Annotated in this window: 19 protein-coding genes; 14 read left to right on the forward strand and 5 right to left on the reverse strand. The window is 68.3% G+C overall.

What is annotated here, in order from left to right:
* Positions 1-95: 95 nt before the first annotated feature.
* Positions 96-2,249, reverse strand: coding sequence for an alpha-glucuronidase family glycosyl hydrolase (locus ACMGER_RS13595; RefSeq protein WP_436812669.1), 2,154 nt, complete (start codon positions 2,247-2,249; stop codon positions 96-98).
* Between the two features lie 281 nt (positions 2,250-2,530).
* Here ACMGER_RS13595 and ACMGER_RS13600 point away from each other — a divergent pair, with 281 nt between their 5' ends.
* From ACMGER_RS13600 to ACMGER_RS13620, 5 genes are read left to right on the forward strand one after another with little or no spacing between them, the layout of a single operon-like run.
* Entirely contained in the window at positions 2,531-4,909 is a 2,379-nt protein-coding gene (locus tag ACMGER_RS13600) for a glycoside hydrolase family 3 N-terminal domain-containing protein (RefSeq protein ID WP_436812670.1), read from the forward strand.
* Positions 4,906-7,272: a glycoside hydrolase family 3 N-terminal domain-containing protein gene (locus ACMGER_RS13605; RefSeq protein WP_436812671.1), complete on the forward strand. Its 2,367-nt coding sequence runs from the start codon at positions 4,906-4,908 to the stop codon at positions 7,270-7,272. Before ACMGER_RS13600 ends, ACMGER_RS13605 begins: the two co-directional genes overlap by 4 nt.
* A 13-nt stretch (positions 7,273-7,285) precedes the next feature.
* On the forward strand, positions 7,286-8,497 hold the full coding sequence (gene manD, locus ACMGER_RS13610) for a D-mannonate dehydratase ManD (RefSeq protein ID WP_436812672.1): 1,212 nt from the start codon (positions 7,286-7,288) through the stop codon (positions 8,495-8,497).
* A complete protein-coding gene (locus ACMGER_RS13615) occupies positions 8,494-9,792 on the forward strand; it encodes an MFS transporter (protein ID WP_436812673.1) in 1,299 nt (432 codons plus the stop codon). Before manD ends, ACMGER_RS13615 begins: the two co-directional genes overlap by 4 nt.
* 13 nt (positions 9,793-9,805) lie before the next feature.
* Positions 9,806-11,032 (forward strand): SGNH/GDSL hydrolase family protein, encoded by a 1,227-nt coding sequence (locus ACMGER_RS13620; RefSeq protein ID WP_436812674.1) that lies wholly within the window; start codon positions 9,806-9,808, stop codon positions 11,030-11,032.
* A 1-nt stretch (position 11,033) separates the two neighbouring features.
* Here the strand turns inward: ACMGER_RS13620 and ACMGER_RS13625 are convergent, their stop codons facing one another.
* A complete protein-coding gene (locus ACMGER_RS13625; protein ID WP_436812675.1) occupies positions 11,034-11,501 on the reverse strand; it encodes a hypothetical protein in 468 nt (155 codons plus the stop codon).
* A 143-nt stretch (positions 11,502-11,644) separates the two neighbouring features.
* On the reverse strand, positions 11,645-13,153 hold the full coding sequence (locus ACMGER_RS13630; protein ID WP_436812676.1) for a YifB family Mg chelatase-like AAA ATPase: 1,509 nt from the start codon (positions 13,151-13,153) through the stop codon (positions 11,645-11,647).
* A gap of 239 nt (positions 13,154-13,392) precedes the next feature.
* Between ACMGER_RS13630 and rpmH the strand changes: the two genes are divergently transcribed.
* The 6 genes from rpmH (at position 13,393) to ACMGER_RS13660 (ending at position 17,037) form a co-directional block, all read left to right on the forward strand.
* Positions 13,393-13,527: a 50S ribosomal protein L34 gene (gene rpmH, locus ACMGER_RS13635; protein ID WP_233783256.1), complete on the forward strand. Its 135-nt coding sequence runs from the start codon at positions 13,393-13,395 to the stop codon at positions 13,525-13,527.
* Between the two features lie 20 nt (positions 13,528-13,547).
* Positions 13,548-13,868, forward strand: a complete 321-nt coding sequence (rnpA, locus tag ACMGER_RS13640; protein ID WP_436812677.1) for a ribonuclease P protein component — start codon at positions 13,548-13,550, stop codon at positions 13,866-13,868.
* A 130-nt stretch (positions 13,869-13,998) separates the two neighbouring features.
* Complete coding sequence (gene yidD / locus ACMGER_RS13645; protein ID WP_436812678.1) at positions 13,999-14,211, forward strand: membrane protein insertion efficiency factor YidD; 213 nt, start codon at positions 13,999-14,001, stop codon at positions 14,209-14,211.
* A 24-nt stretch (positions 14,212-14,235) separates the two neighbouring features.
* Positions 14,236-15,936 carry a membrane protein insertase YidC gene (gene yidC, locus ACMGER_RS13650; protein WP_436812679.1) on the forward strand — a complete coding sequence of 567 codons (1,701 nt, stop codon included), beginning with the start codon at positions 14,236-14,238 and terminating at the stop codon, positions 15,934-15,936.
* Positions 15,937-15,951: 15 nt separating this feature from the next.
* Positions 15,952-16,593, forward strand: a complete 642-nt coding sequence (gene yihA, locus ACMGER_RS13655) for a ribosome biogenesis GTP-binding protein YihA/YsxC (protein ID WP_436812680.1) — start codon at positions 15,952-15,954, stop codon at positions 16,591-16,593.
* 15 nt (positions 16,594-16,608) lie between these two features.
* The gene (locus ACMGER_RS13660; protein WP_436812681.1) at positions 16,609-17,037 is read left to right on the forward strand and encodes a nuclear transport factor 2 family protein; all 429 of its coding nucleotides are present in this window, start codon (positions 16,609-16,611) and stop codon (positions 17,035-17,037) included.
* Between the two features lie 30 nt (positions 17,038-17,067).
* On the opposite strand, the gene ACMGER_RS13665 is transcribed toward ACMGER_RS13660, so the two are convergent.
* Positions 17,068-18,060 (reverse strand): NAD-dependent epimerase/dehydratase family protein, encoded by a 993-nt coding sequence (locus ACMGER_RS13665; protein ID WP_436812682.1) that lies wholly within the window; start codon positions 18,058-18,060, stop codon positions 17,068-17,070.
* Here ACMGER_RS13665 and ACMGER_RS13670 point away from each other — a divergent pair.
* The 3 genes from ACMGER_RS13670 (at position 18,059) to ACMGER_RS13680 (ending at position 21,483) form a co-directional block, all read left to right on the forward strand.
* Positions 18,059-18,622: a sugar transferase gene (locus ACMGER_RS13670; RefSeq protein WP_436812683.1), complete on the forward strand. Its 564-nt coding sequence runs from the start codon at positions 18,059-18,061 to the stop codon at positions 18,620-18,622. The genes ACMGER_RS13665 and ACMGER_RS13670 overlap by 2 nt on opposite strands.
* A gap of 216 nt (positions 18,623-18,838) precedes the next feature.
* A complete protein-coding gene (locus ACMGER_RS13675; protein WP_436812684.1) occupies positions 18,839-20,596 on the forward strand; it encodes a polysaccharide biosynthesis protein in 1,758 nt (585 codons plus the stop codon).
* A gap of 224 nt (positions 20,597-20,820) precedes the next feature.
* The gene (locus ACMGER_RS13680) at positions 20,821-21,483 is read left to right on the forward strand and encodes a glutathione S-transferase family protein (RefSeq protein ID WP_436812685.1); all 663 of its coding nucleotides are present in this window, start codon (positions 20,821-20,823) and stop codon (positions 21,481-21,483) included.
* Between the two features lie 119 nt (positions 21,484-21,602).
* Here ACMGER_RS13680 and ACMGER_RS13685 read toward each other — a convergent pair whose 3' ends face one another.
* Entirely contained in the window at positions 21,603-22,064 is a 462-nt protein-coding gene (locus tag ACMGER_RS13685) for a cupin domain-containing protein (RefSeq protein ID WP_436812686.1), read from the reverse strand.
* Between the last annotated feature and the right edge of the window lie 8 nt (positions 22,065-22,072).

Consider the following 22,072-nt stretch of genomic DNA (forward strand, 5'->3'; position numbering starts at 1 on the left):
CCGCCGGTGGGTCGGAAAGCTGAAGATGGTATCGCTCACATCCTTGAGCGCTGCCCAGGCCCGCTTGTCAACGCCGATGCGGCGAACGGCGACGCTCAATGCCCCGGTGCATAGGGAAAGCTGAGCGCCTTGTAATAGTCGAGATCGTGCGCCGGCGGCGCGCTGCCGGCGGGCAGCGGCAGGCGGTTGACGCTCTGGAAATAGGCGATGCAGGCGTCGCGCCACCACCCGGCCTCCGCTTGCTGGATCGCCAGGAAGGCGGCGGTCTTGCGGAACCGCTCGGCATCGACGCGCCCCTCCAGCGCCTGCCAGCCCGCCCGCATCCTCGCCACCGCCGCGACCCCGCCGTCATAGCGCCGCACCAGCGTGTCCCACAGCGTCGTGCCGTCGGCCATGCGATGCCTCCACGGCAGATGGTGGAACCACAGCAGATAGTCGTCGCCGACGCTCTTCAGCGACCCGAACCGCCGCGCCACCGGCGGCGCATATTGCGCGATCGCGTCGCTGCCGCTGGCGGTACGGTCGAAGCCGATCCCGTCCTTGTCGGCGCGATGGTAATAGGCCGGGTTCCACTCGGGCCGCGCGAGGTCGCTCACCCACGGTGCCGGCCCGTAATGATGCCCCGTCCCCATCATGTGCGCGAGCCCGAGCGGCGTCATGTAATCGACCACGGCCTGCCGCGACGCCATCATCGTCTCGACGACCGGCCCGACCAGCGCCGGATCGGGCGCAAAGGTCATCCGCGCCCAATCCCCCGCGATCGCCCGCGCCGAGGCTTCCGGGTCCCACGCCAGCCGCCCGAAGGCGTACCAGTCGGCCTGGTTGAAGGTCGACCCGCTCCAGTCGCGATCGCTGCCGATGTTGGCGACCCCGGCGATCCCGGTCAGCCGATGGCCGTCGAGCGACCCGTCGACCACCCGCGCCACCGTCGAGCCGGGCCCTTCGGCCATGGTGTCGGTCTTCAGCACCTCCTCGAACAGCGCGCCCAGGTAGACGAGGTGCGTCGCCTGGCCGAGATATTCCTTGGTGATCTGGACCTCCAGCATCAGCGGCGTCCGGGGCATCGCGCCGAACAGCGGATGGAAGGGCTCGCGCGGCTGGAAGTCGATCGGCCCGTTCTTGACCTGCAGCAGCACGTTGGCGGCGAACCTGCCGTCGAGCGGCTTGAACTCGGAATAGGCCTGCTTGGCGCGATCCTCGCTGTCATGCTCCGAATAGACGAAGGCCCGCCACATCACGATCCCGCCATGCGGCGCCACCGCCGCCGCCAGCATGTTGGCGCCGTCGGCATGGGTGCGGTGATAGTCCTGCGGCCCCGGCTGCCCCTCGCTGTTCGCCTTGACCAGGAACCCGCCGAAGTCGGGGATCGCGCGATAGATCTCGTCGGCCTTGGCCGCCCACCACGCCCGCACCGCCGGATCGCGCGGATCGGCGGTCGGCAAGCCGCCGATCTCGATCGGCGCGGTGAAGCGCGCCGACAGGTAGACGCGGATGCCGTAGGGCCTCAGCACGTCCGCCACCGCCGCCGCCTTGGCGATATAGGGCGCGGTCAGGCTGTCGGCCTTGGCGTTGACGTTGTTGAGGACCGTGCCGTTGATGCCGACCGAGGCGTTGGCACGCGCATAGTCGGTATAGCGCGGGTCGGTCCACGCCGGCAGCTTCCACCAATCCCAGATCGACTGGCCGGCATAGCCGCGCTCGACCGAGCCATCGAGATTGTCCCAGTGGTTCAGCACGCGCAGCCCGATCTTCGGCGCCGAGGCGATGTCGATCCGGTCGATCGCCTCGCCCCGCTGGATGCGCGCGAGCCAGGCGAAGGCGCCGTAGAGCACGCCGATGTCGCGGTTGGCGGCGATCACCGTGACCGGGGCGCCGTTCACCGTCGCGGTGCGGATCAGATAGCCCTCGCCGCCGATCTTGGAGAGATCGAGCCGCAACGCCCCAATTGCCGGCACCGTCGTGGGCGTGCCAAGCAGGATCGCTCCCGCGCGCGGCGCACCGGCAAGCGGCCGCGTTCCGGTCAGGCCGGCGATCCCGCGTTCCAACTCGTCCGCCGCTGCGCGGATCGTCGACGACGGGCGTTCCGGCAGCACGATCGCGGTGGCATGGTCTCGCACCGCGGCGGCGCTCGCCGGTGCGAGTGGTCGGTAACGGAGCCACAGGTCGTAGCCATCCTCGGCAAAGGCAGCCGTGGGGACAAGCCACAGCATTGCGCAAACCATCGCCGCCAACCGCCCGAACCAGCCCATCCGCATCCTCCCTCGCCGTTCTGCCGTGACCAGACCTGAAGCCTTCCTTCGTCATTCCCGCGAAGGCGGGAATCCATTCTGGCTGGCCGTGGTGGGACCCACGAGCTTCAGCGACAATGGATTCCCGCCTTCGCGGGAATGACGAAGAGGAGACAATCGGCCGTCCCACCTTCGTCGGCATTGACATCGTTCGCCCAACCGATAGCATTGGTAGCGCTATCAATAAAGCGCCCGCGCGATGTCCCTCGCAGCGGGCCGCACCCACAGAGAGGATTCGACCGTTGCGCACCCTGCCCGCCCGCCGCCTGCTGACCGCTCTCCTGCTCGGCACGGCGATCCTCCCGGGCACCGCCGCGCTGTCGCAATCCGCGCCGCCCGCCGTCGAGGCGAGCGCGCTCTACAAGAACCCCAAGGCCCCGATCGCCGACCGCGTCGAGGACCTGCTCAAGCGCATGACGCTCGACGAGAAGGTCGCCCAACTGCTGACCGTGTGGGTCGGCAAGACCAAGCTGCTCGACGCCAACCAGAAGCTCGATCCCGCCAGGATGGCCGAGCTCTACCCCAACGGCATCGGCGGCTTCGCCCGTCCTTCCGACGCGCAGGGCCCGGTCTCGCCGCGGGTGGTGCCCGGCCGCGACATCGCCCGCACGATCGAGCTGGTCAACGACCTCCAGCGCTATGCCCTCACCAAAACCCGGCTCGGCATCCCGATCCTGTTCCACGAGGAGGGGCTGCACGGCTATGCCGCGGTCGGCGCCACCAGCTTCCCGGTGCCGATCGCGCTGGCGTCGAGCTGGGACCCCGACCTCGTCCGCCGCCTCAACGGCGTGACCGCGCGCGAGATCGCCGCGCGCGGCGTCACCTTGGCGCTGAGCCCGGTGGTCGACATCGCCCGCGACCCGCGCTGGGGCCGGATCGAGGAGACGTTCGGCGAGGACCCCTATCTGGTCGGCGAGCTCGGTGTCGCCGCGGTCGAGGGGCTGGAGGGACCCGGTAAGCCCGAGCGGCTCGCCCCCGGCAAGGTCTTCGCCACGCTCAAGCACCTGACCGGCCACGGCCAGCCGGAGAGCGGCACCAACGTCGGCCCGGCTCCCATCTCGACGCGCGAGCTCAGGGAGAATTTCTTCCCGCCGTTCGAGACGGTGATCCGCCGCGCCGGCCCGGCCGCGGTGATGCCGAGCTACAACGAGATCGACGGCGTCCCCAGCCATGCCAACCGCTGGCTGCTGCGTGACGTGCTGCGCGGCGAATGGGGCTTCAAGGGCGCGGTGACCAGCGACTATTCGGCGATCGACCAGCTCGCCGACCTCCACCACATCGCCCCCGATCACGCTAGCGCCGCGGTGCTGGCGCTGCAGGCGGGCGTCGACGCCGACCTCCCCGACGGGATCAACTATGCGACGCTCGCCGATGCTGTGCGCGCGGGCAAGGTGCCGGAGAAGCTGGTCGACGACGCGGTCCGCAACATGCTGACGCTCAAGGTCCGCGCCGGGCTGTTCGAACATCCCTACGCCGACGTCGCCGCCGCGCGGAAGGTCACCAATGACGCCGATGCCGTCGCCGCCGCCCGCCTCGCCGCCGAGCGCTCGATGGTGCTGCTCAAGAACGACGGCACGCTGCCGCTGAAGCCCGCCGGCACGATCGCGGTGATCGGCCCGAACGCGGCGGTGGCGCGGCTCGGCGGCTATTACGGCCAGCCCCCCCACCCCGTCTCGCTGCTCGACGGCATCAAGGCCAAGCTCGGGTCGAAGGCGCGGATCGTCTATTCCGAAGGCGTCAGGATCACCGAGAACGACGACTGGTGGGCCGACGACGTCAAGCTCGCCGACCCCGCCGAGAACGCCAGGCGCATCGCCGCGGCGGTCGAGACGGCCAGGGGCGCCGACACCATCGTCCTCGCGATCGGCGACACCGAGCAGACCAGCCGCGAGGCCTGGGCCGACAACCATCTCGGCGACCGCGCCAGCCTCGACCTGGTCGGCCAGCAGCAGGACCTGTTCGACGCGCTCAAGGCGCTGGGCAAGCCGATCACCGTCGTCATGCTCAACGGCCGCCCGCTCTCGATCCAGAGGGTCGCCGAGCAGGCCAATGCGATCATCGAGGGCTGGTATCTCGGCGAGCAGGGCGGCAACGCGCTCGCCGACGCGCTGTTCGGCGACGTCAATCCGGGCGGCAAGCTGCCGGTCAGCATCCCGCGCAGCGTCGGCCAGCTGCCGATGTTCTACAACTACAAGCCGACCGCGCACCGCGGCTATCTGTTCTCGCCCAACACGCCGCTGTTCCCGTTCGGCTACGGCCTCAGCTACACCAGCTTCGAGATCGGTACGCCGCGCCTCTCCTCCCCCACGATCGCGCGCGACGGCAGCGTCGACGTCGCGGTCGACGTCGCCAACACCGGCGCGCGGGCGGGCGACGAGGTGGTGCAGGTCTACGTCCGCGACGACGTCAGCTCGGTCACCCGCCCGGTCAAGGAGCTCAAGGCCTTCCGCCGCGTCACGCTCAAGCCCGGGGAGCGGCAGACGCTCATCTTCCGCCTCGATCATCACGCCTTCGAGCTGTGGGACAAGGACATGAAGCGCGTGGTCGAGCCCGGCACCTTCACCATCATGACCGGCGGCAACTCGGTCGACCTCAAGACCGCGACGCTGACCGTCCGATGATCGCCCGCCGCCGCCTGCTCGGCCTGCTCGCCTCGGCTTCAACCCTGCCGCTGCTGCCTCGCGCCGCGCTTGCCGCAGCGCCGCTCTACAAGGATGCGCGCGCCCCGATTCCCGACCGCGTCCGCGACCTCATCGGCCGCATGACGCTGGAGGAGAAGGTCGCCCAGCTCATCGCGCTCTGGGCGACCAAGGCCGAGGTGATGGACGGCCTCACCTTCGATCCCGCCAAGGCCTCGGCCACCTATCCGCACGGCGTCGGCGCGATTGCGCGCGCGTCGGACAAGCGCGGCGGGCCGGGCATCAGCGGCGCCGCCGGCGGTAACGCCGCGCGCTGGCGTACGCCGGCGGAGACGGTCGCCTTCGTCGACGCCGTGCAGCGCTGGGCGCTGGAGCAGACGCGGCTCGGCATCCCGGTGCTGTTCCACGAGGAATCGCTTCACGGCTATATGGCGACCGAGGCGACGATGTTCCCGCAGGCGATCGCGCTGGCCGGGACCTTCGACACCGACCTCATGCGCCGCGTCCAGTCGGTGATCGCGCGCGAGGTCCGGGCGCGCGGCGTGCCCTATGTGCTTTCCCCGGTGGTCGACATCGTCCGCGATCCGCGCTGGGGCCGCATCGAGGAGACCTTCGGCGAGGACCCTTATCTCTGCGCCGAAATGGGCGTGGCCGCGGTCGAGGGGCTGCAGGGGCCCGGCAAGTTCGACCGGCTTCCGCCCGGCAAGGTGTTCGCGACGCTCAAGCACATGACCGGCCACGGCCAGCCCCAGGGCGGCGAGAACATCGCCCCCGCCCAGCTCTCCGAACGCGAGCTGCGCGAGAATTTCTTCCCGCCCTTCCGCGCCGTGGTCGAGCGCACCGCGATCGCCGCGGTGATGCCGAGCTACAACGAGATCGACGGCGTCCCGAGCCATGCGAACCGCTGGCTGCTCCACGACGTGCTGCGCGGCGAATGGGGCTTCGACGGCATCGTCTCGAGCGACTACGGCGCGGTCGAGGAGCTCGACAAGTTCCACCACGTCGCCGCCGATCTGGAGGAGGCGGCGCGGCTCGCACTGGCGGCGGGGGTGGACAGCAACCTCCCCGATGGCCGCGCCTATCGCACGCTCGCCGAGCAGGTTCGGGCCGGCAAGGTCGCGGTGGCGGCGGTCGATGCCGCGGTCGGCCGCATCCTCACCTTCAAGTTCCGCGCCGGCCTGTTCGAGAACCCCTATGGCGACGCCGCGCTGACGGCGCGGATCACCGGCAACGACGAGGCCCGCGCGCTGGCGCTGGAGGCGGCGCGCAAGTCGCTGTGCCTGCTCAAGAACGACGGCACGCTGCCGCTGAAGCCGGCGGGCACGATCGCGGTGATCGGACCCAATGCCGCGATCGCACGGCTCGGCGGCTATTCGAGCGTGCCGAAGCAGGCGGTGAGCCTACTCGAAGGAGTCCGGGCCAAGGTCGGCGACAAGGCGCGGATCGTCACCGCGCAGGGCGTGTTCATCACCCAGAGCGAGGACCGCTCGGCCGACGAGGTGATCCTGGGCGATCCCGTGAAGAACCGCCGGCTGATCGCCGAGGCGGTCGAGGTCGCCAAGGGCGCCGACGTGATCGTGCTGGCGATCGGCGATACCGAGCAGACCAGCCGCGAGGGCTTCGCCGCCAACCATCTTGGCGACCGCGCCGACCTCGACCTGCTCGCGCAGCAGAACGACCTGTTCCTGGCGCTGGCGGCGCTCGGCAAGCCGGTGGTGGTGTGCGCGATCAACGGACGCCCCCCGAGCTGGCCGACCGTGGCCGATCGCGCCAACGCGATCCTCGAATGCTGGTATGCCGGCCAGGAAGGCGGCACCGCGATCGCCGAGGCGCTGTTCGGCGAGGTCAATCCCGGCGCCAAGCTGCCGGTCAGCGTCGTCCGTCACGCCGGCCAGATCCCGCTGTTCTACAATCACAAGCCAAGTGCCCGGCGCGGCTATCTCTTCGAGAGCACGGCCCCGCTGTTCCCCTTCGGCCACGGTCTCAGCTACACCAGCTTCGACATCGGCAAGCCGGTGCTCTCCTCCGCGAGCATCCCCCGCGACGGCCGCGTCACCGTCTCGGTCGAGGTCCGCAACACCGGCGCACGCGCGGGCGACGAGGTCGTCCAGCTCTACGTCCGCCATCTGACGCCGTCGGTCACGCGCCCGGCGATGGAGCTCAAGGGCTTCCGCCGCGTGACGCTCGCCCCCGGCGAGGCACGCACCGTCACCTTCACCCTCGGCCCCGAACATTTCCGCATCTGGAACGCCGAGATGCGCGAAGTGGTGGAGGCGGGCCAGGTCGCGATCATGGTTGGCAACAGCTCCGCCGCGGTCCAGTCCGCCACGCTCGCCATCGTCTGAACGGGAGCCCTTCGTGCCCAGGATCACCTCCGCCCGCGTCATCGTCACCTCGCCGGGCCGCAATTTCGTCACGCTGAAGATCGAGACCGACGCGGGCATCCATGGCCTCGGCGACGCCACGCTCAACGGCCGCGAGCTGGCGGTGGCGAGCTACCTCGCCGACCATGTCATCCCCTGCCTGATCGGCCGCGACGCGCATCGGATCGAGGACGTCTGGCAGTTCCTCTACAAGGGCGCCTATTGGCGGCGCGGCCCCGTCACCATGTCGGCGATCGCCGCGGTCGACACGGCGCTGTGGGACATCAAGGGCAAGATCGCGGGCCTGCCCGTCTACCAGCTCCTCGGCGGCGCCAGCCGCGAGGGCGTGACGGTCTACGGCCATGCCAACGGCAGGACGATCGAGGAGACGATCGACAACGCGCTCCACTACAAGGAGCAGGGCTACAAGGCGATCCGGCTGCAGTCGGGCGTACCGGGGCTCGCCTCCACCTACGGCGTCTCGAAGGACCGCTATTTCTACGAGCCCGCCGACGCCGACCTGCCGACCGAGAACCTCTGGTCGAGCGAGAAATATCTCCGCTCGGTGCCGCCGCTGTTCGAGAAGGCGCGCGAGGCGCTCGGCTGGGACGTCCATCTGCTCCACGACATCCACCACCGCCTGACCCCGATCGAGGCCGGCCGGCTCGGCAAGGACCTCGAGCCCTACCGTCCCTTCTGGCTGGAGGACGCGACGCCGGCCGAGAACCAGGCGAACTTCCGCCTGATCCGCCAGCACACCACCACCCCGCTCGCGGTCGGCGAGGTCTTCAACTCGATCTGGGACGCCAAGCAGCTCATCGAGGAGCAGCTGATCGACTATATCCGCGCGACCGTCGTCCACGCGGGCGGCATCACGCACCTCAGGCGCATCGCCAGCTTCGCCGAGCTCTACAACGTCCGCACCGGCTGCCATGGCGCGACCGACCTGTCGCCCGTGTGCATGGCGGCGGCACTGCACTTCGACCTCAGCGTGCCGAACTTCGGCATTCAGGAATATATGCGCCACACCGAGGAGACCGACGCGGTGTTCCCCCACGCCTACAGCTTCGAGGACGGCCTGATGCACCCGGGCGACGCGCCCGGCCTCGGCGTCGACATCGACGAGACGCTCGCCGCCAAGTATGAATATAAGCGCGCCTTCCTGCCGGTGAATCGGCTGGAGGACGGCACGATGTTCAACTGGTGACCGGCGCAGCGCCCCCCGCCGCATCGCGGCCCCGCCCGGTCGGCTACATCCGCTGGACGATCTGCATCCTGCTGTTCGCGGCGGTGGTGCTGAGCTATGTCGACCGGCTGGTGCTGCCGGTGCTCAAGCCGACACTCCAGGCCGAATATGGCTGGAGCGAAACCGGCTACGGCTATGTCAACGTCGCCTTCCAGGCCGCCTATGGCATCGGCTTCCTGTTCTTCGGCCGGCTGATCGACCGGGTCGGCGCCAAGGCCGGCTATCTGATCGCGATGGGCACCTGGACCGTCGCGCACATGGCGCAGGCGCTGGTCACCTCGACGCTCGGCTTCGCGATCGCCCGCATCCCGCTCGCGATCGGCGAGTCGGGCACCTATCCCGCCGCGCTCGCCGCCGCATCGGAATGGTTCCCGCAGCGCGAGCGGGCGCTGGCGATCGGCATCTTCAACGCCGGCGCCAACGTCGGCGCGATCGTCACGCCGCTGATCGTGCCCGCCTTCACGCTGTGGCTCGGCTGGGAAAGCGCCTTCTGGGGCACCGGACTGCTCAACCTCGTGTGGATCGCGGCCTGGGTGATCTACTACCGCCGCCCGCGCGAGCATCCGCGGATCACCGAGGCCGAGGTCGCCTATATCGAATCCGATCCGCCGATCGTGCAGCAGCCGGTGCCGTGGCGCCGCCTGCTCGCTACCCGCCAGGCCTGGGCGTACATGGCCGGGCGCTTCCTGATCGACCCGGTGTGGTGGATGTTCCTGTTCTGGCTGCCCGACTTCCTGAGCCGGCGCTACGCCATCGACCTCAAGGGCTACGGCCCGCCGTTGATCGCGATCTACGTCATCGCCGATGTCGGCTCGATCCTCGGCGGCTGGGCGTCGTCGCGGATGCTGGCGCGAGGCGTCAGCGCCAATCGCGCGCGCAAGCTGGCGATGCTTGGCTGCGCGCTCATCGTGGTGCCGGTCGCCTTCGCCGCCTATGCGCCGAGCGCCTGGATCGCGGTGCTGCTGATCGGGCTCGCCTGCGCCGGGCACCAGGGCTTCTCGTCCAACCTGTTCTCGATGCCGTCCGACCTCTACCCGCGCTGGGCGCAGGGCTCGATCGTCGGGCTGGGCGGCTTCGCCGGCGCGGCGGGCGGGATGCTGATGTCGACCTATGCCGGCTGGGTGCTTGAGACGGTCGGCAGCTACACGCCGATCTTCCTGTTCTGCGGCGTCGCCTATCTGCTCGCGCTGGCGGTCGTCCATGCGATCAACCCGAGCTACGCCCCCGTCACCAAGTTCGCGCCGGCGGCGCCATGAAGGAGCCGAGGAGATGATGCGACTGCGTCCGACATGGCTGGCGGCGCTCGCCGGCATGGCGATGCTGTGCACCGGCGCCGCGCCCGCGGAAACGCCGTCGCCATGGCTCGGCAGCTGGGCCGCGTCGCAGCAGGTCCCCGAGCCGCACAACGCCCTCCCCGACGCCGACCTGACCGATGCCACGCTGCGCCAGGTCGTCCGCCTCAGCGCGGGCGGCCAGTCGGTGCGCGTGCTGCTCTCCAACGCCTTCGGCACCGCGCCGCTGGTGATCGACGCCGCGCACGTAGCGCTCGGCACGCCGGGCAGCGCCCGGATCGGACACGGGCGCCCGCTGACCTTCGACGGCGCGCCACGGGTGACGATCCCGGCGGGCGCGAGCTACTGGTCCGATCCGGTCGCGATCGAGGTGCCGCCGCTCGCCAGCCTGGCGGTGTCGGTGCATCTGCCAGCCGCACCCGCCCGCCAGACCAGCCATCCGGGCTCGCGCGCCACCTCCTATCTGGTGCGCGGCAATCATGTCGGCGACCCGGACCTGCCGGGCGCGAAGACCGTCAACCACTGGTATCAGCTCGCGGCGATCGACGTCCGCGGCACTGGCCGCGCGATCGTCACGCTGGGCGATTCGATCACCGACGGGCACGGCGTCCGCGACAACCGCGACGAACGCTGGCCCGATCGCCTCGCCGAACGGCTGCAGGCCGATCCGAAGACGCGCATGGTCTCGGTGCTCAACCACGGCATCGGCGGCAACCGGCTGCTGCTCGACGGGCTCGGCCCCAACGCGCTCGCCCGCTTCGATCGCGACGTGCTGGCGATGAGCGGGGTGCGCTACCTGATCGTGCTGGAGGGCGTGAACGACCTCGGCACGCTCACCCGCGACGCACCCGTGAGCGCAGAGGCGCACGCCGACCTCGTCCGCCGGCTGATCGGCGCCTATCGCCAGATCGTCGCCCGCGCGCGCACCCATGGCATCAAGGCGATCGGCGCGACGATCACCCCTTATGGCGGATCGGACTATTACCACCCCGACGCCGCCAACGAGGCGGACCGGCAGGCGATCAACGCCTGGATCCGTACGCCCGGCAACTTCGACGCGGTGATCGACTTCGACGCTGTCCTGCGCGACCCCGGCAACCCCGCGCGGATGCGGCCCGCCTATGATTCGGGCGACCATCTCCACCCCGGCCCCGCCGGATACGAGGCGATGGCCGACGCCATTCCGCTGGCGCTGTTCCGCTGAGCTATGCGTCGGTGATCGGCGCCCGCATCGGCACGATCGCAGGGCGCATCGCCGCCGGTTCCGTCGTCGTGAAGAAGATGGGCCGGTCATACGCGCCCGGATCGGCTTCGTCGGCAAGCGCCAGCATGATCCGCGTCGAGCGCAAGGCGACGTCCATCGGCGCGAAGGCGGCGGCGCCGTCGGCCTCCGGCGCATCGTTGGAGAGCAGGGCGACCAGCTGCTCCTCGTCCTCGCTCAGCGCCGACGTCCCCGCCTCGCTGGTGCGGAAGCGCCGCCCGGATCGCGCCTCGAACAGGGCCAGCAGGCTGTCGAACACCGGCGCGAGAATGCCGAGCCCGAACGGCTGGAGTCGCGCGAACAGCGCAGGCTGGACCGGCGCGCAGGCATCGCGGACGGCGCGCCAACAGCGGGCGGCTTCAACGATCAGGAAAGCGGCGGAACGGGTACGGGGGACAGGCATGGCGCACATTTGACATCCTTCTCACCCCTTTGGCCTCCCTAGTTCTTGCGATCGGTTCGCAACGCGCTAGCGGGACTAAATGGCAGGAAAAAGACAGATGCGACGAGTTGAGGACGCCGCCGATCTCGCCCATGAACCGGCTCGGCTGCAGGTTAGCTGCGCGGCGCCTGCCGCCGGTAGCTGAGCGCTTCGGCGACATGCACGCGTCCCACAGTTTCCGCCCCGGCGAGATCGGCGATGGTGCGGGCGACGCGGAGCACGCGGGTGTAGCCGCGCGCCGACAGCCGCATCGCCGCGGCCGCCTGGGCGAGGAGCTGCCGGCCGGGCTCGTCGGGCGTGGCATGGGCTTCGAGCAGCTTGCCCTCCGCCTCGGCGTTGGTGCGGGCGGCCTCGCCGCTATAGCGTCCGGTCTGCACGGCCCGCGCCTTGGCGACGCGCCCCGCCACTTCGGCTGAGCCCTCGGCGGGCGGCGGCAGGACCAGGTCGGCGGCACTCACCGCCGCGACCTCGACGTGGAGGTCGATGCGGTCGAGCAGCGGACCCGACACCTTGGCCTGATAGTCGGCCGCACACCGGGGCGCCCGCGCACAGGCCAGCGCCGGGTCGCCGAGATGGCCGCAGCGGCACGGGTTCATCGCCGCGACGAGCTGCACCCGCGCCGGGAAGGTGACATGCGCGTTCGCCCGGGCGACGCTGACCGTCCCCGTCTCGAGCGGCTGGCGGAGCGAATCGAGCACCGCGCGCTGGAACTCGGGCAGCTCGTCGAGGAACAGCACGCCGAGATGGGCGAGGCTGACCTCGCCCGGTCTGACCCTGAGCCCGCCGCCGGTCAGCGCCGCCATCGATGCCGAATGGTGCGGCGCACGGAACGGCCGCGCGCGTGTGAGCCGGCCGGCGGTCAGCGTCCCCGCCACCGACTGCACCATCGACACCTCCAGCGCCTCGGCGGCGTCGAGCGGCGGGAGGATGCCCGGCAGGCACGACGCCATCAGCGACTTGCCCGCACCCGGAGGGCCGATCATCAGCAGGTTGTGCCCGCCCGCCGCGGCGATCTCCAGCGCGCGCTTCGCCGTCTCCTGCCCCTTCACCTGGCGGAGATCGGCGCCGATCTCCGGTTCCTCGACTTCGCCGGGCGCCGGCGCTGAAAGCAGCTGCTGACCCTTCAAATGGTTGAGCAGGCCGATCAGGTCGGCCGCGGCGAGCACCCCGACCGACCCCGCCCATGCCGCTTCCGAACCCTGTCCTGCCGGGCACACCAGCCCCTTCCCCTCCCCGCTCGCATGGAGCGCCGCCAGCAGCACGCCCGGCGAGGCGGTGATCCGCCCGTCGAGTCCAAGCTCGCCCACGCAGACGTAATCCGCCAGCGCCTCGGCATCGACCACGCCCATCGCCGCGAGCAGCGCCAGCGCGATCGGCAGGTCGAAATGCGACCCTTCCTTCGGCAGGTCGGCGGGCGACAGGTTCACGGTGATGCGCTTGGGCGGCAGCGACAGCCCCAGCGCCGCGATCGCGCCGCGCACCCGCTCGCGGCTTTCCGCCACCGCCTTGTCGGGCAGGCCCACCACCACGAACGCCGGCAAGCCGGCGACGAGCGTGCATTGCACCTCGACGCTCCGCGCCTCCAGCCCGAGATACGCCACCGTCGAGACGCTCGCGACCATGAATGTTCCCCCTGCCCGGGCAGCACTCATAGCGGCTTTATCGGGCTTGGGAACGGATCGGGATCGGCCGGATATCCCGACGCCCGTGTCTTGCATCGGCGATACACCCTCGCCACATGCTGCCCATGCAGCGAGGCGGCTACATCCGTTGACTTTGGCGTTCGCTCCCGATAAGGCGCGGTTCGTTCGGGCCGTCCCCTGTGGCGGCCTTTTTAATTCTAGACACCAGGGAATGACCGATGAAGCGGACCTTTCAGCCGAGCAATCTGGTGCGTGCGCGCCGGCACGGCTTCCGCGCGCGGATGGCGACCCCGGGCGGCCGCAAGGTGATCCGCGCCCGCCGCGCCCGCGGCCGCAAGACGCTGTCGGCGTAAGCGCAGGCACGCTGGCGCGGATGACGCGCCGGGCGGACTACCTTGCCGCCAATTCCGGACGCCGGGCGCCAATGCCCGGTTTCGTCCTGCTCGTGCGCGACCGCGCCGACGGCGATCCGACGATTCGCGTCGGCATCACCGTGTCCAAGAAGGTCGGCAACGCGGTGGTCCGCAACCGCATGAAGCGCCGCTTCCGCGAGCTCGCGCGTGCGGTGCTGCCGGACAGCGGCGTTCCGGGCGCCGACCATGTCCTGATCGGCCGTCCCTCCGGCATCGAACGCGATTTTCACGCGCTTAAGGCCGAGCTCGCCAAGGCGCTCGCCAAGGTGCGGCGGGTATGATTCGAATCTTCGTCATGCCGGACGTGTTCCGGCATCCACCGGGCGGCGAGCACATCGCTCTCGCCTCCTGCTCTGCACTGGCGGCACGGTGGACCCCGGCACAGGGCCTGGGTGACGCGGAAGGGCCGACATGATCGCCCGCCTCCTCATCCTCGTCGCGCGTGCATGGCAGCTCGGCCCCTCGCTGATCCTGCCGCCGTCGTGCCGCTACCAGCCGAGCTGTTCGGCCTATGCAATCGAGGCGCTTCGCCGCTATGGCGCGTTGAGGGGCGGCTGGCTGGCCGCACGGCGCATCGCACGCTGCCATCCATGGGGCGGGCACGGCTATGATCCGGTGCCGTGAGAGCCGGTTTTTTCGGGGACTGACGTGAAGGACGACCAGAAGAATTTCATCCTCTTTGCGGTGATCGCGGCACTGCTGCTGTTCGCCTGGCCTTGGGTCGCGAGCCGCTTCTTCCCCACCAATCCCCCGGTCACCAAGATCGAGGGCGGCAAGACCAAGGTGGTGACGCAGCCCGGTGCCGATCCGGCTGCGGACAGCGCGGCGGCGCTGCGCGACCGCCAGACGGTGCTGCGCGAGACGCCGCGCGTGCGCGTCGACACCCCGACGCTCAGCGGCTCGATCAACTTGAAGGGCGCGCGCATCGACGATCTGGTGCTCAAGAACTACAAGGAGACGATCGCGAAGAACGCGCCGCCGATCCGCCTCCTCTCCCCATCCGGCGCGCCGGACGCCTATTTCGCCGGCTTCGGCTGGCGCGGCAGCGCCGGCCTCAAGGTGCCGGACGCCAATACCGTCTGGCGCGCCTCGGGCGACCTCCTCGCGCCGGGCAAGCCGGTGACGCTCGAGGCCGACAACGGCCAGGGCCAGCGCTTCCGCATCGAGCTCGCCATCGACGACCAATATATGTTCACCGCCAGGCAGTCGGTGCTGAACGGCGGCGCCGGCGCGGTCGCGGTGTCCCCCTACGGCTATCTCAGCCGCAGCTCGAAGTCCGTGGACGTCGACCAGTGGGTCGCCCATGTCGGGCCGATGGCGGTGCGGAACGGCAGCGCCGACTACGTCAACTGGAAGGACGTCGACAAGGCGCCGTCGCAATATACCACCACGGGCGGCTGGGCCGGCTTCACCGACCATTATTGGCTGGCGGCGCTGGTGCCCGATCAGAAGGCGCCGGTCGACATCCAGCTCCGCGCCGCGCCGAACGGCGGCTACCAGGCCGATTTCGCGGTCCGCGATCCCGCCGAGATCGCACCCGGCAGGGCGATCACCCAGACCTCGCGCTTCTTCGCCGGTGCCAAGGAGGTGAAGACGCTGGAGGCCTATGAGCAAGCCGGCATCGTCCAGTTCGACCGCGCGATCGATTGGGGCTGGTTCGCCGTGATCGAGAAGCCGATGTTCTACTATCTCGACTGGCTGTTCCGCGCCGTCGGCAACTTCGGCGTCGCGATCATCCTGCTGACCCTCACCATCCGCGCCCTGCTGTTCCCGATCGCGCAGCGCCAGTTCGCCTCTATGGCACAGATGCGCGCGGTCCAGCCGAAGATGAAGGCGCTGCAGGAGCGCTACAAGGACGACAAGCCGCGTCTCCAGCAGGAGATGATGAAGCTCTACAAAGATGAGAAGGTCAATCCGCTCGCCGGCTGTGCGCCGACGCTCCTCCAGATCCCGATCATGTTCGCGCTCTACAAGGTGCTGATCCTGACGATCGAGATGCGGCACCAGCCGTTCGTCGCCTGGATCAAGGACCTGTCGGCGCCCGATCCGCTGACGCCGGTCAACCTGTTCGGCCTGCTCGCCTTCACGCCGCCGCACTTCCTGGCGATCGGCGTGGTGCCGATCCTGCTCGGCATCTCGATGTACTTCCAGTTCAAGCTCAACCCGGCGCCGACGGACGAAGTGCAGAAGCAGGTGTTCGCGATTATGCCGTGGATGATGATGTTCCTGATGGCGCCGTTCGCGGTCGGCCTGCAGGTCTACTGGATCACGTCCAACTGCCTGACGATGCTGCAGCAATGGGTGCTCTACCGCCAGCACCCACAGCTCAAGACGGCGCCGGCGAAGTGACAGTCGCGGATCGTCATGGCTGAGGAGTTTGACGCGGACCTCATCGAAGCCGCCCGCAAGACCTTCGCCGGCCCGGTCGCGTTCCTCAAATCGGCGCCGTCGCTCCAGCACCTGCCGGAGGCCGACGTTCCCGAAGTCGCCTTCGCCGGCCGGTCGAACGTCGGCAAGTCGTCGTTGCTCAATGCCCTCGCCAACCGCGGCGGCCTTGCACGCACCTCGAACACACCGGGGCGGACGCAGGAGCTCAACTTCTTCGATGTCGGAACGCCGCTGCGCTTCCGGCTGGTCGACATGCCTGGCTACGGGTTCGCGGAGGCGCCGAAGGACCTGGTCCGCAAGTGGCGTTTCCTGGTCAATGATTTCCTGCGCGGCCGCAGCACGCTCAAGCGCGCGCTGGTGCTGATCGACTCGCGTCACGGCATCAAGCCGGTCGACCGCGAGGTGATGGACATGCTCGATGCCGCCGCCGTCAGCTACCGCCTCGTCCTCACCAAGGCCGACAAGATCAAGGCGAGCGAGCTCGCCGCCGTCACCGAGCGCACCGCCGAGGAGGCGCGCAAGCGCCCGGCCGCGCACCCGGAGATCATCGCCACCTCGAGCGAGAAGGGCCTGGGGCTGCCCGAACTGCGTGCAGCCGTGCTAGAAGCGGTCAGCTGAACAGCGGAGAGAGGAATGCTGAAAGTCATGCTCGCGCTGGCGCTCGCGGCCGGCGCGCCGGCATTGGGGGCGGGAGACACCGAAGCCGAGATCAGGGCCGCCTCGAGAGCGTTCGACGACGCCCAGCTCCACAAGGACAAGGCTGCGCTCGACCGTTTCCTCGCCAGCGACTTCAAGTTCGTGCGCGGCTCGGGCAAGTTCACCGACCGCAACGAGTTCATCGCCGGCTTCACCGACCCGAACGTCACCTTCGAGCCGTTCGTGATCAGGAATCCCATATACGTGCCGCTCGGCGACGATGCCGGCATCGTCGGCGGCGAAGGCATCATCCGCGGCACCGAGAGCGGCAAGCCGTTCGAGGAACGCTTCCGCTACGCCGACACCTTCCGCCGCATCGGCGGGCGGTGGCAGGTCGTCTATGTGCAGGTCACGCCGATCAGGTAGGATGGCCGCCACCCGGCGGCGGCCGGCGTCTCATCGCCGCATGTTCCCCCGTATCACCGCAGCGGTTAGCTCACGCCGCAGGGAACTCTCCAGACCGCGCTCAACCATATAGTTGCACGTTGGCTCCAGCATACTGTCGGCCATCATCGAACGATACAGCGACGGGCTTGCCCGGCGAAAAAGCGATATGCCGCGGTCCGGAACGGTGAACAGGCCGAATGTCCCGCCGACATCCTCGCGCAGCCATTGCGCAACCGCGCGATAGCCGAACGTGATCGGGTCGGCCGCCAGAACGCGCCCCGTGCGATCGTCGCCGGCCGCGTTGGCGAGCACGCGCGCCGCCCCTTCGGCTCCGATCATCGAACGCGCGATGTCCTCCGCTGGCATCGGCCAGATGCGGGTGCGGCGCCAGAGCCCCAGCATACGCTCGACCTTTCCGATCCGGGTCGTTCCGATGATCGCCGGGAATGCCACCGTGAGGATGCCGAACCGGTCCGTCTGCAACCGCTGTAGCGCCTGATCGCCATCGCGCTTCGAGCGACCGTAGGCGTCGACCGGGGCTATGGGCGTCTCCGGACCGATGCGGGAGCATTCACCGAAGATCGAGAACGAGCCGATGGTAACGTAGCGCACCGCACCGGCATCGCGCGCGGCCTTCGCCAATGCGACCTGGAGCTCGACATTAACCTCGCGCAGTTCGGCTTCGGTGCCGCGCACCGTCCCTGCGCAGTTGATGACGGCTTCCACCCCTTCGAAGCTGCCTGCCCGCAGGTCACGATAATCACCGACCGAAGTAACGCGGGGATGATTTCCGACCCGCGCAACCGCGCGCGCCTCCGGTAGTAGCGTGAGCAGATGACGCGCGATGGCACTGTTGCCGCCGATGATCAGGACGCGCGGGGCTCCGGGTGTCATGCCTGCTGCTATGGGAACAACGATCTCGAAAAGAAAGCCCTTTCCAGCCGGTTTCTTCGGGATGCTATCGAGGCTAAGAGCGCTTTGCACAATCCAACGGGTTCCCATGCCGAAGCGCTTTTTCGATATCGCCGTTGTCGTAGCCTCGCTGCCGATTGTCCTTCCTTTGGCGGCTATCGTCGCCTTAGCGGTTCTGGTGACGGACGGCCGACCGATACTCTACTGGTCACAGCGTGTCGGTCGGCACAACCGTCTCTTTCTCATGCCAAAATTTCGCACGATGCGGCGAGACACACCGGCGGTGGCGACCCATCTGCTGACCAATCCGGACGCCGCCCTCACGCCGATCGGCCGAGTGTTGCGGTCCACCAGCCTGGACGAGATACCACAACTCCTCAGCGTGATTCGCGGGGACATGTCGCTCGTTGGGCCGCGTCCAGCTCTGTTCAATCAGGACGACCTGATCCGTCTTCGCACCAACTATGGTATCGACGGTCTCGTACCTGGAATTACCGGCTGGGCACAGGTGAATGGGCGCGACGACCTCTCCATTCCCGCGAAGGTTGAATTCGAAAAGGAGTATCTCGAGCGCAAGTCATTCCGAATGGATATTAAAATATTGCTGATGACAGCCATCAAGGTTCTCGATAGAGAGAGCGTTCATCATTAAGATTTTTGACTAGTATCCAACAGCGTATAACCGGAATTAAAAATGATAGCAAAGCGGCTGACCCCCCAGTATTTTATCGCTTTACCACGAAGCGTGAAGCGGGCGGTTGCCTTGTGCTTCGATATTGTTTTTGTGATCGTCGCCACTTGGACTGCGTTTTACCTCAGAATTGGAGAAATTCCGACCGGAGACTATAACGTACTAGCGCCCACGCTGGTGGCGATCGTCCTCGCATTGCCGATCTTCGTCCGTTACGGCCTCTATCGCGCGATCTTTCGCTATACCGGCTGGCCTACGATCGTCACCATCACCAAGGCCGTGGCGCTGTACGGGGCCATCTATCTCTGCATCTTCACGCTGTACGGCGTAGCCAACGTCCCGCGCACGATCGGAATCCTGCAGCCGCTGCTGGTACTGCTGATGGTGGCCTCCTCGCGTATCCTCATTCGGCAATGGCTGAACGAAGCTCCGCGCTGGCTCCACAATGGCGATCCCAAGCCCGGTATCCTGATCTATGGGGCCGGTTCCGCCGGCCGGCAGCTGGCCTCGGCGATCACGGACTCGCGCGGCATGAGGCTCATCGGCTTCCTCGACGACGATCCCGGCCTCATCGGCGGGACAGTCAAGGGTCTGCCGGTCTACGCCGGGAAGGACATCGACCGGCTGGTGGAACGGTTCACCATTTCCGACGTGCTGCTGGCGATGCCGTCCTGTTCGCGTTCCCGCCGAGCGGAGATCGTCGCGACGCTGAAGACGTTCGGCCTGCGGATCCAGACTCTGCCGGCGGTACTCGACATCGCGCGCGGCAAGGTCTCGATCAGCGAGCTGCATGAAGTGGATATCGAGGACTTGCTGGGGCGGACCCCGATCACGCCCGACGAAGCGTTGATGCGCAGGAACATCGACGGCAAGGTGGTCCTGGTCACCGGTGCCGGCGGCTCGATCGGCCAAGAGATCTGCCGGCAGATCGCGCGCTATGATCCGTCGATCCTGCTGCTGCTGGATTCGAGCGAGTTCGCGCTCTACTCGATCGAGCGCGAGCTGCAGAAGCAGCTCGGCTCCGGCACGCGCACCGAGCTGGTGCCGCTGATCGCCTCGGTGCGGGATCGCGACCGCATCGACAGCATCATCGGCCAGTGGCGCCCGACCACGATCTTCCATGCAGCGGCTTACAAGCACGTCCCGCTGATCGAGTTCAACGTGGCAGAGGGCATCCTGAACAACACCTTCGGCACGCTGAACATCGCCGAGGTGGCGATTGCGCACGGCGTCAGCAACTTCGTCCTCATCAGCACGGACAAGGCGGTGCGCCCCACCAACGTGATGGGCGCGACGAAGCGGGCGGCGGAGAATGTGCTCCAGGCGCTGGCAGCGCGCCGGACCGGGACCTGTTTCTCGATGGTCCGGTTCGGCAACGTGCTGGGTTCGAGCGGATCGGTCGTGCCGCTGTTCCGCTCCCAGATAGTCGAGGGTGGGCCGATCACCGTGACCCATCCGGAGATAACGCGCTATTTCATGACCATCCCCGAAGCCGCCCAGCTGGTCATCCAGGCTGGCGCGATGGCGACCGGTGGCGACGTGTTCGTGCTGGACATGGGCGAGCCGGTACGGATCATCGATCTCGCCCGCAACATGATCACGCTGTCCGGGCTAACGCTGCGCGACGGCGACAATCCCGACGGCGACATCGAGATCTGCGTCACCGGTCTGCGTCCGGGGGAGAAGCTCTACGAGGAGCTGCTGATCGGCGACAACCCCGAGCCCTCGTCGCATCCGCGGATCATGCGCGCGCGCGAAGGCTTCATCGAAGAGCCGCGGCTGCGGGCGTTGCTGGCCGCGCTGCACGAGCGGCTGACAAAAGGCGATATTCCGGCGGCGAAGGCCATCCTGATGCAGATCGTGCCCGAATTCACCTCCAACACCGAGATCCTCGCGCTCGACGGAACCGTCCCGCAGAGAGCGCAGGCCTACTAGGTTGGTTGCGACGCCATCAGCATGTGCGGACTCATCCATGGGACGTCGGCGGCGTTCTGCGCCGCGTCGCGGCTGGCGAGCCGAACGATCCTGCCATCGTCGATCGCGCTGACGCTCGAGCATGGCTGACGTACCGATGACGCCGCCTCCTTTGCCCGTGCTCGACAAGCGGCCTCCCGCAACACGCTCGACTTCGTCGAAGGAACGCGGCTAGGACGCAGCTCATGAAGCTCATCATCGGCAACAAGGCCTATTCGTCCTGGTCGCTGCGCGGCTGGCTTGCCTGCAAGCAGTCGGGCCTGCCGTTCGAGGAGATGGTGGTCCCGCTCTACGACGAGGAATGGGAGAAGCGGCGCGAGGGCGACGAGTTCGCGCCGTCGTCGGGCAAGGTGCCGATCCTGTGGGACGGCGACGTGGTGGTGTGGGACAGCCTCGCCATCATCGAATATCTGAACGAGGCGTCGGGCGGCGACAAATTCTGGCCGACCGATCCGGCGGCGCGGGCGATGGCGCGGTCGATGGCGGCGGAGATGCACTCGAGCTTCGCCGCGCTCCGCCGCAAGCACAGCATGAACATCCGCCAGGTCTACCCTCCGCAGCAGCCGGACGAGGACGTGCTCGCCGAATTGCAGCGGATCATGGAGCTGTGGGCGCAGGCGCGTGCGCGCTTTGGCGGCGAGAAGCAATTCCTGTTCGGCGAGTTCGGCGCCGCCGACATCATGTTCGCACCGGTGGTGACGCGGCTCGTCACCTACTCGCTGCCCGTCGCCCGCTTCGCGCCGGCATATATGAACGCGGTGCTCCAGCACCCCTTCATGCAGGACTGGATCGCCGCCGCGCAGGAAGAGGAATGGGTGATCGAGCAGTTCGAGCGGACGCCGGCATAGGACGCTCATAGCCCCTTCCCTTCAGGGGGAGGGGTTGGGCGGGGCCTATCCTCAGGCGGTTGAGCCCGCGGCACCGCCCCACCCCCAACCCCTCCCCTGAAGGGGAGGGGCTTGAGAGGTCATTTGATCCGCTCGGTCCGATACGGCGTCCCGTCCTTGTGGACATAGCCTTCGGGCGTGAACTTCATGTCGATGTCCGGATAGTCGCCGCCGAGATCGTCGCCCGCGCCGACCACCACGAACACGCAATCCGCATCGCTGCGGTTCTGAAGGTGATGGCCGTTGGCCTCGCCGGCCGGGAACGAGGCGCAATCTCCGGGACGCAGCACCGTCTCGCCGCCGTCGTCGACGAGCACCGCCTCGCCCGCCAGCATCACCAGGAACTCGTCCTCGCCGATGTGCCAGTGGCGCTGCGACGACCAGGCGCCCGGCTTCAGCGTGACATGGCTGACGCCGAACCGGGTGAGGCCCGATGCGGGCGCGAGCCGACGATACCAGCGCCCCTGCACGGCAGCATCGAACGGCGCCGGATAGCCGGTGCGGTTGGTCTGCGGGATTGCGTCGAGGTCGAGCTTGGGCAATGCCGCCT

Source organism: Sphingomonas astragali (genome assembly GCF_051400615.1).
Classification (GTDB): domain Bacteria; phylum Pseudomonadota; class Alphaproteobacteria; order Sphingomonadales; family Sphingomonadaceae; genus Sphingomonas.

What these genes read in the sequence shown, in the direction of transcription:
- ACMGER_RS13595 (WP_436812669.1), bottom strand. Translation starts at nt 2,249, where the DNA reads ATGGGCTGGTTCGGGCGGTTGGCGGCGATGGTTTGCGCAATGCTGTGG.
- ACMGER_RS13605 (WP_436812671.1), top strand. Translation starts at nt 4,906, where the DNA reads ATGATCGCCCGCCGCCGCCTGCTCGGCCTGCTCGCCTCGGCTTCAACC.
- ACMGER_RS13620 (WP_436812674.1), top strand. Translation starts at nt 9,806, where the DNA reads ATGATGCGACTGCGTCCGACATGGCTGGCGGCGCTCGCCGGCATGGCG.
- ACMGER_RS13625 (WP_436812675.1), bottom strand. Translation starts at nt 11,501, where the DNA reads ATGTGCGCCATGCCTGTCCCCCGTACCCGTTCCGCCGCTTTCCTGATC.
- ACMGER_RS13630 (WP_436812676.1), bottom strand. Translation starts at nt 13,153, where the DNA reads ATGGTCGCGAGCGTCTCGACGGTGGCGTATCTCGGGCTGGAGGCGCGG.
- rpmH (WP_233783256.1), top strand. Translation starts at nt 13,393, where the DNA reads ATGAAGCGGACCTTTCAGCCGAGCAATCTGGTGCGTGCGCGCCGGCAC.
- rnpA (WP_436812677.1), top strand. Translation starts at nt 13,548, where the DNA reads ATGACGCGCCGGGCGGACTACCTTGCCGCCAATTCCGGACGCCGGGCG.
- yidD (WP_436812678.1), top strand. Translation starts at nt 13,999, where the DNA reads ATGATCGCCCGCCTCCTCATCCTCGTCGCGCGTGCATGGCAGCTCGGC.
- yihA (WP_436812680.1), top strand. Translation starts at nt 15,952, where the DNA reads ATGGCTGAGGAGTTTGACGCGGACCTCATCGAAGCCGCCCGCAAGACC.
- ACMGER_RS13660 (WP_436812681.1), top strand. Translation starts at nt 16,609, where the DNA reads ATGCTGAAAGTCATGCTCGCGCTGGCGCTCGCGGCCGGCGCGCCGGCA.
- ACMGER_RS13670 (WP_436812683.1), top strand. Translation starts at nt 18,059, where the DNA reads ATGCCGAAGCGCTTTTTCGATATCGCCGTTGTCGTAGCCTCGCTGCCG.
- ACMGER_RS13665 (WP_436812682.1), bottom strand. Translation starts at nt 18,060, where the DNA reads ATGGGAACCCGTTGGATTGTGCAAAGCGCTCTTAGCCTCGATAGCATC.
- ACMGER_RS13680 (WP_436812685.1), top strand. Translation starts at nt 20,821, where the DNA reads ATGAAGCTCATCATCGGCAACAAGGCCTATTCGTCCTGGTCGCTGCGC.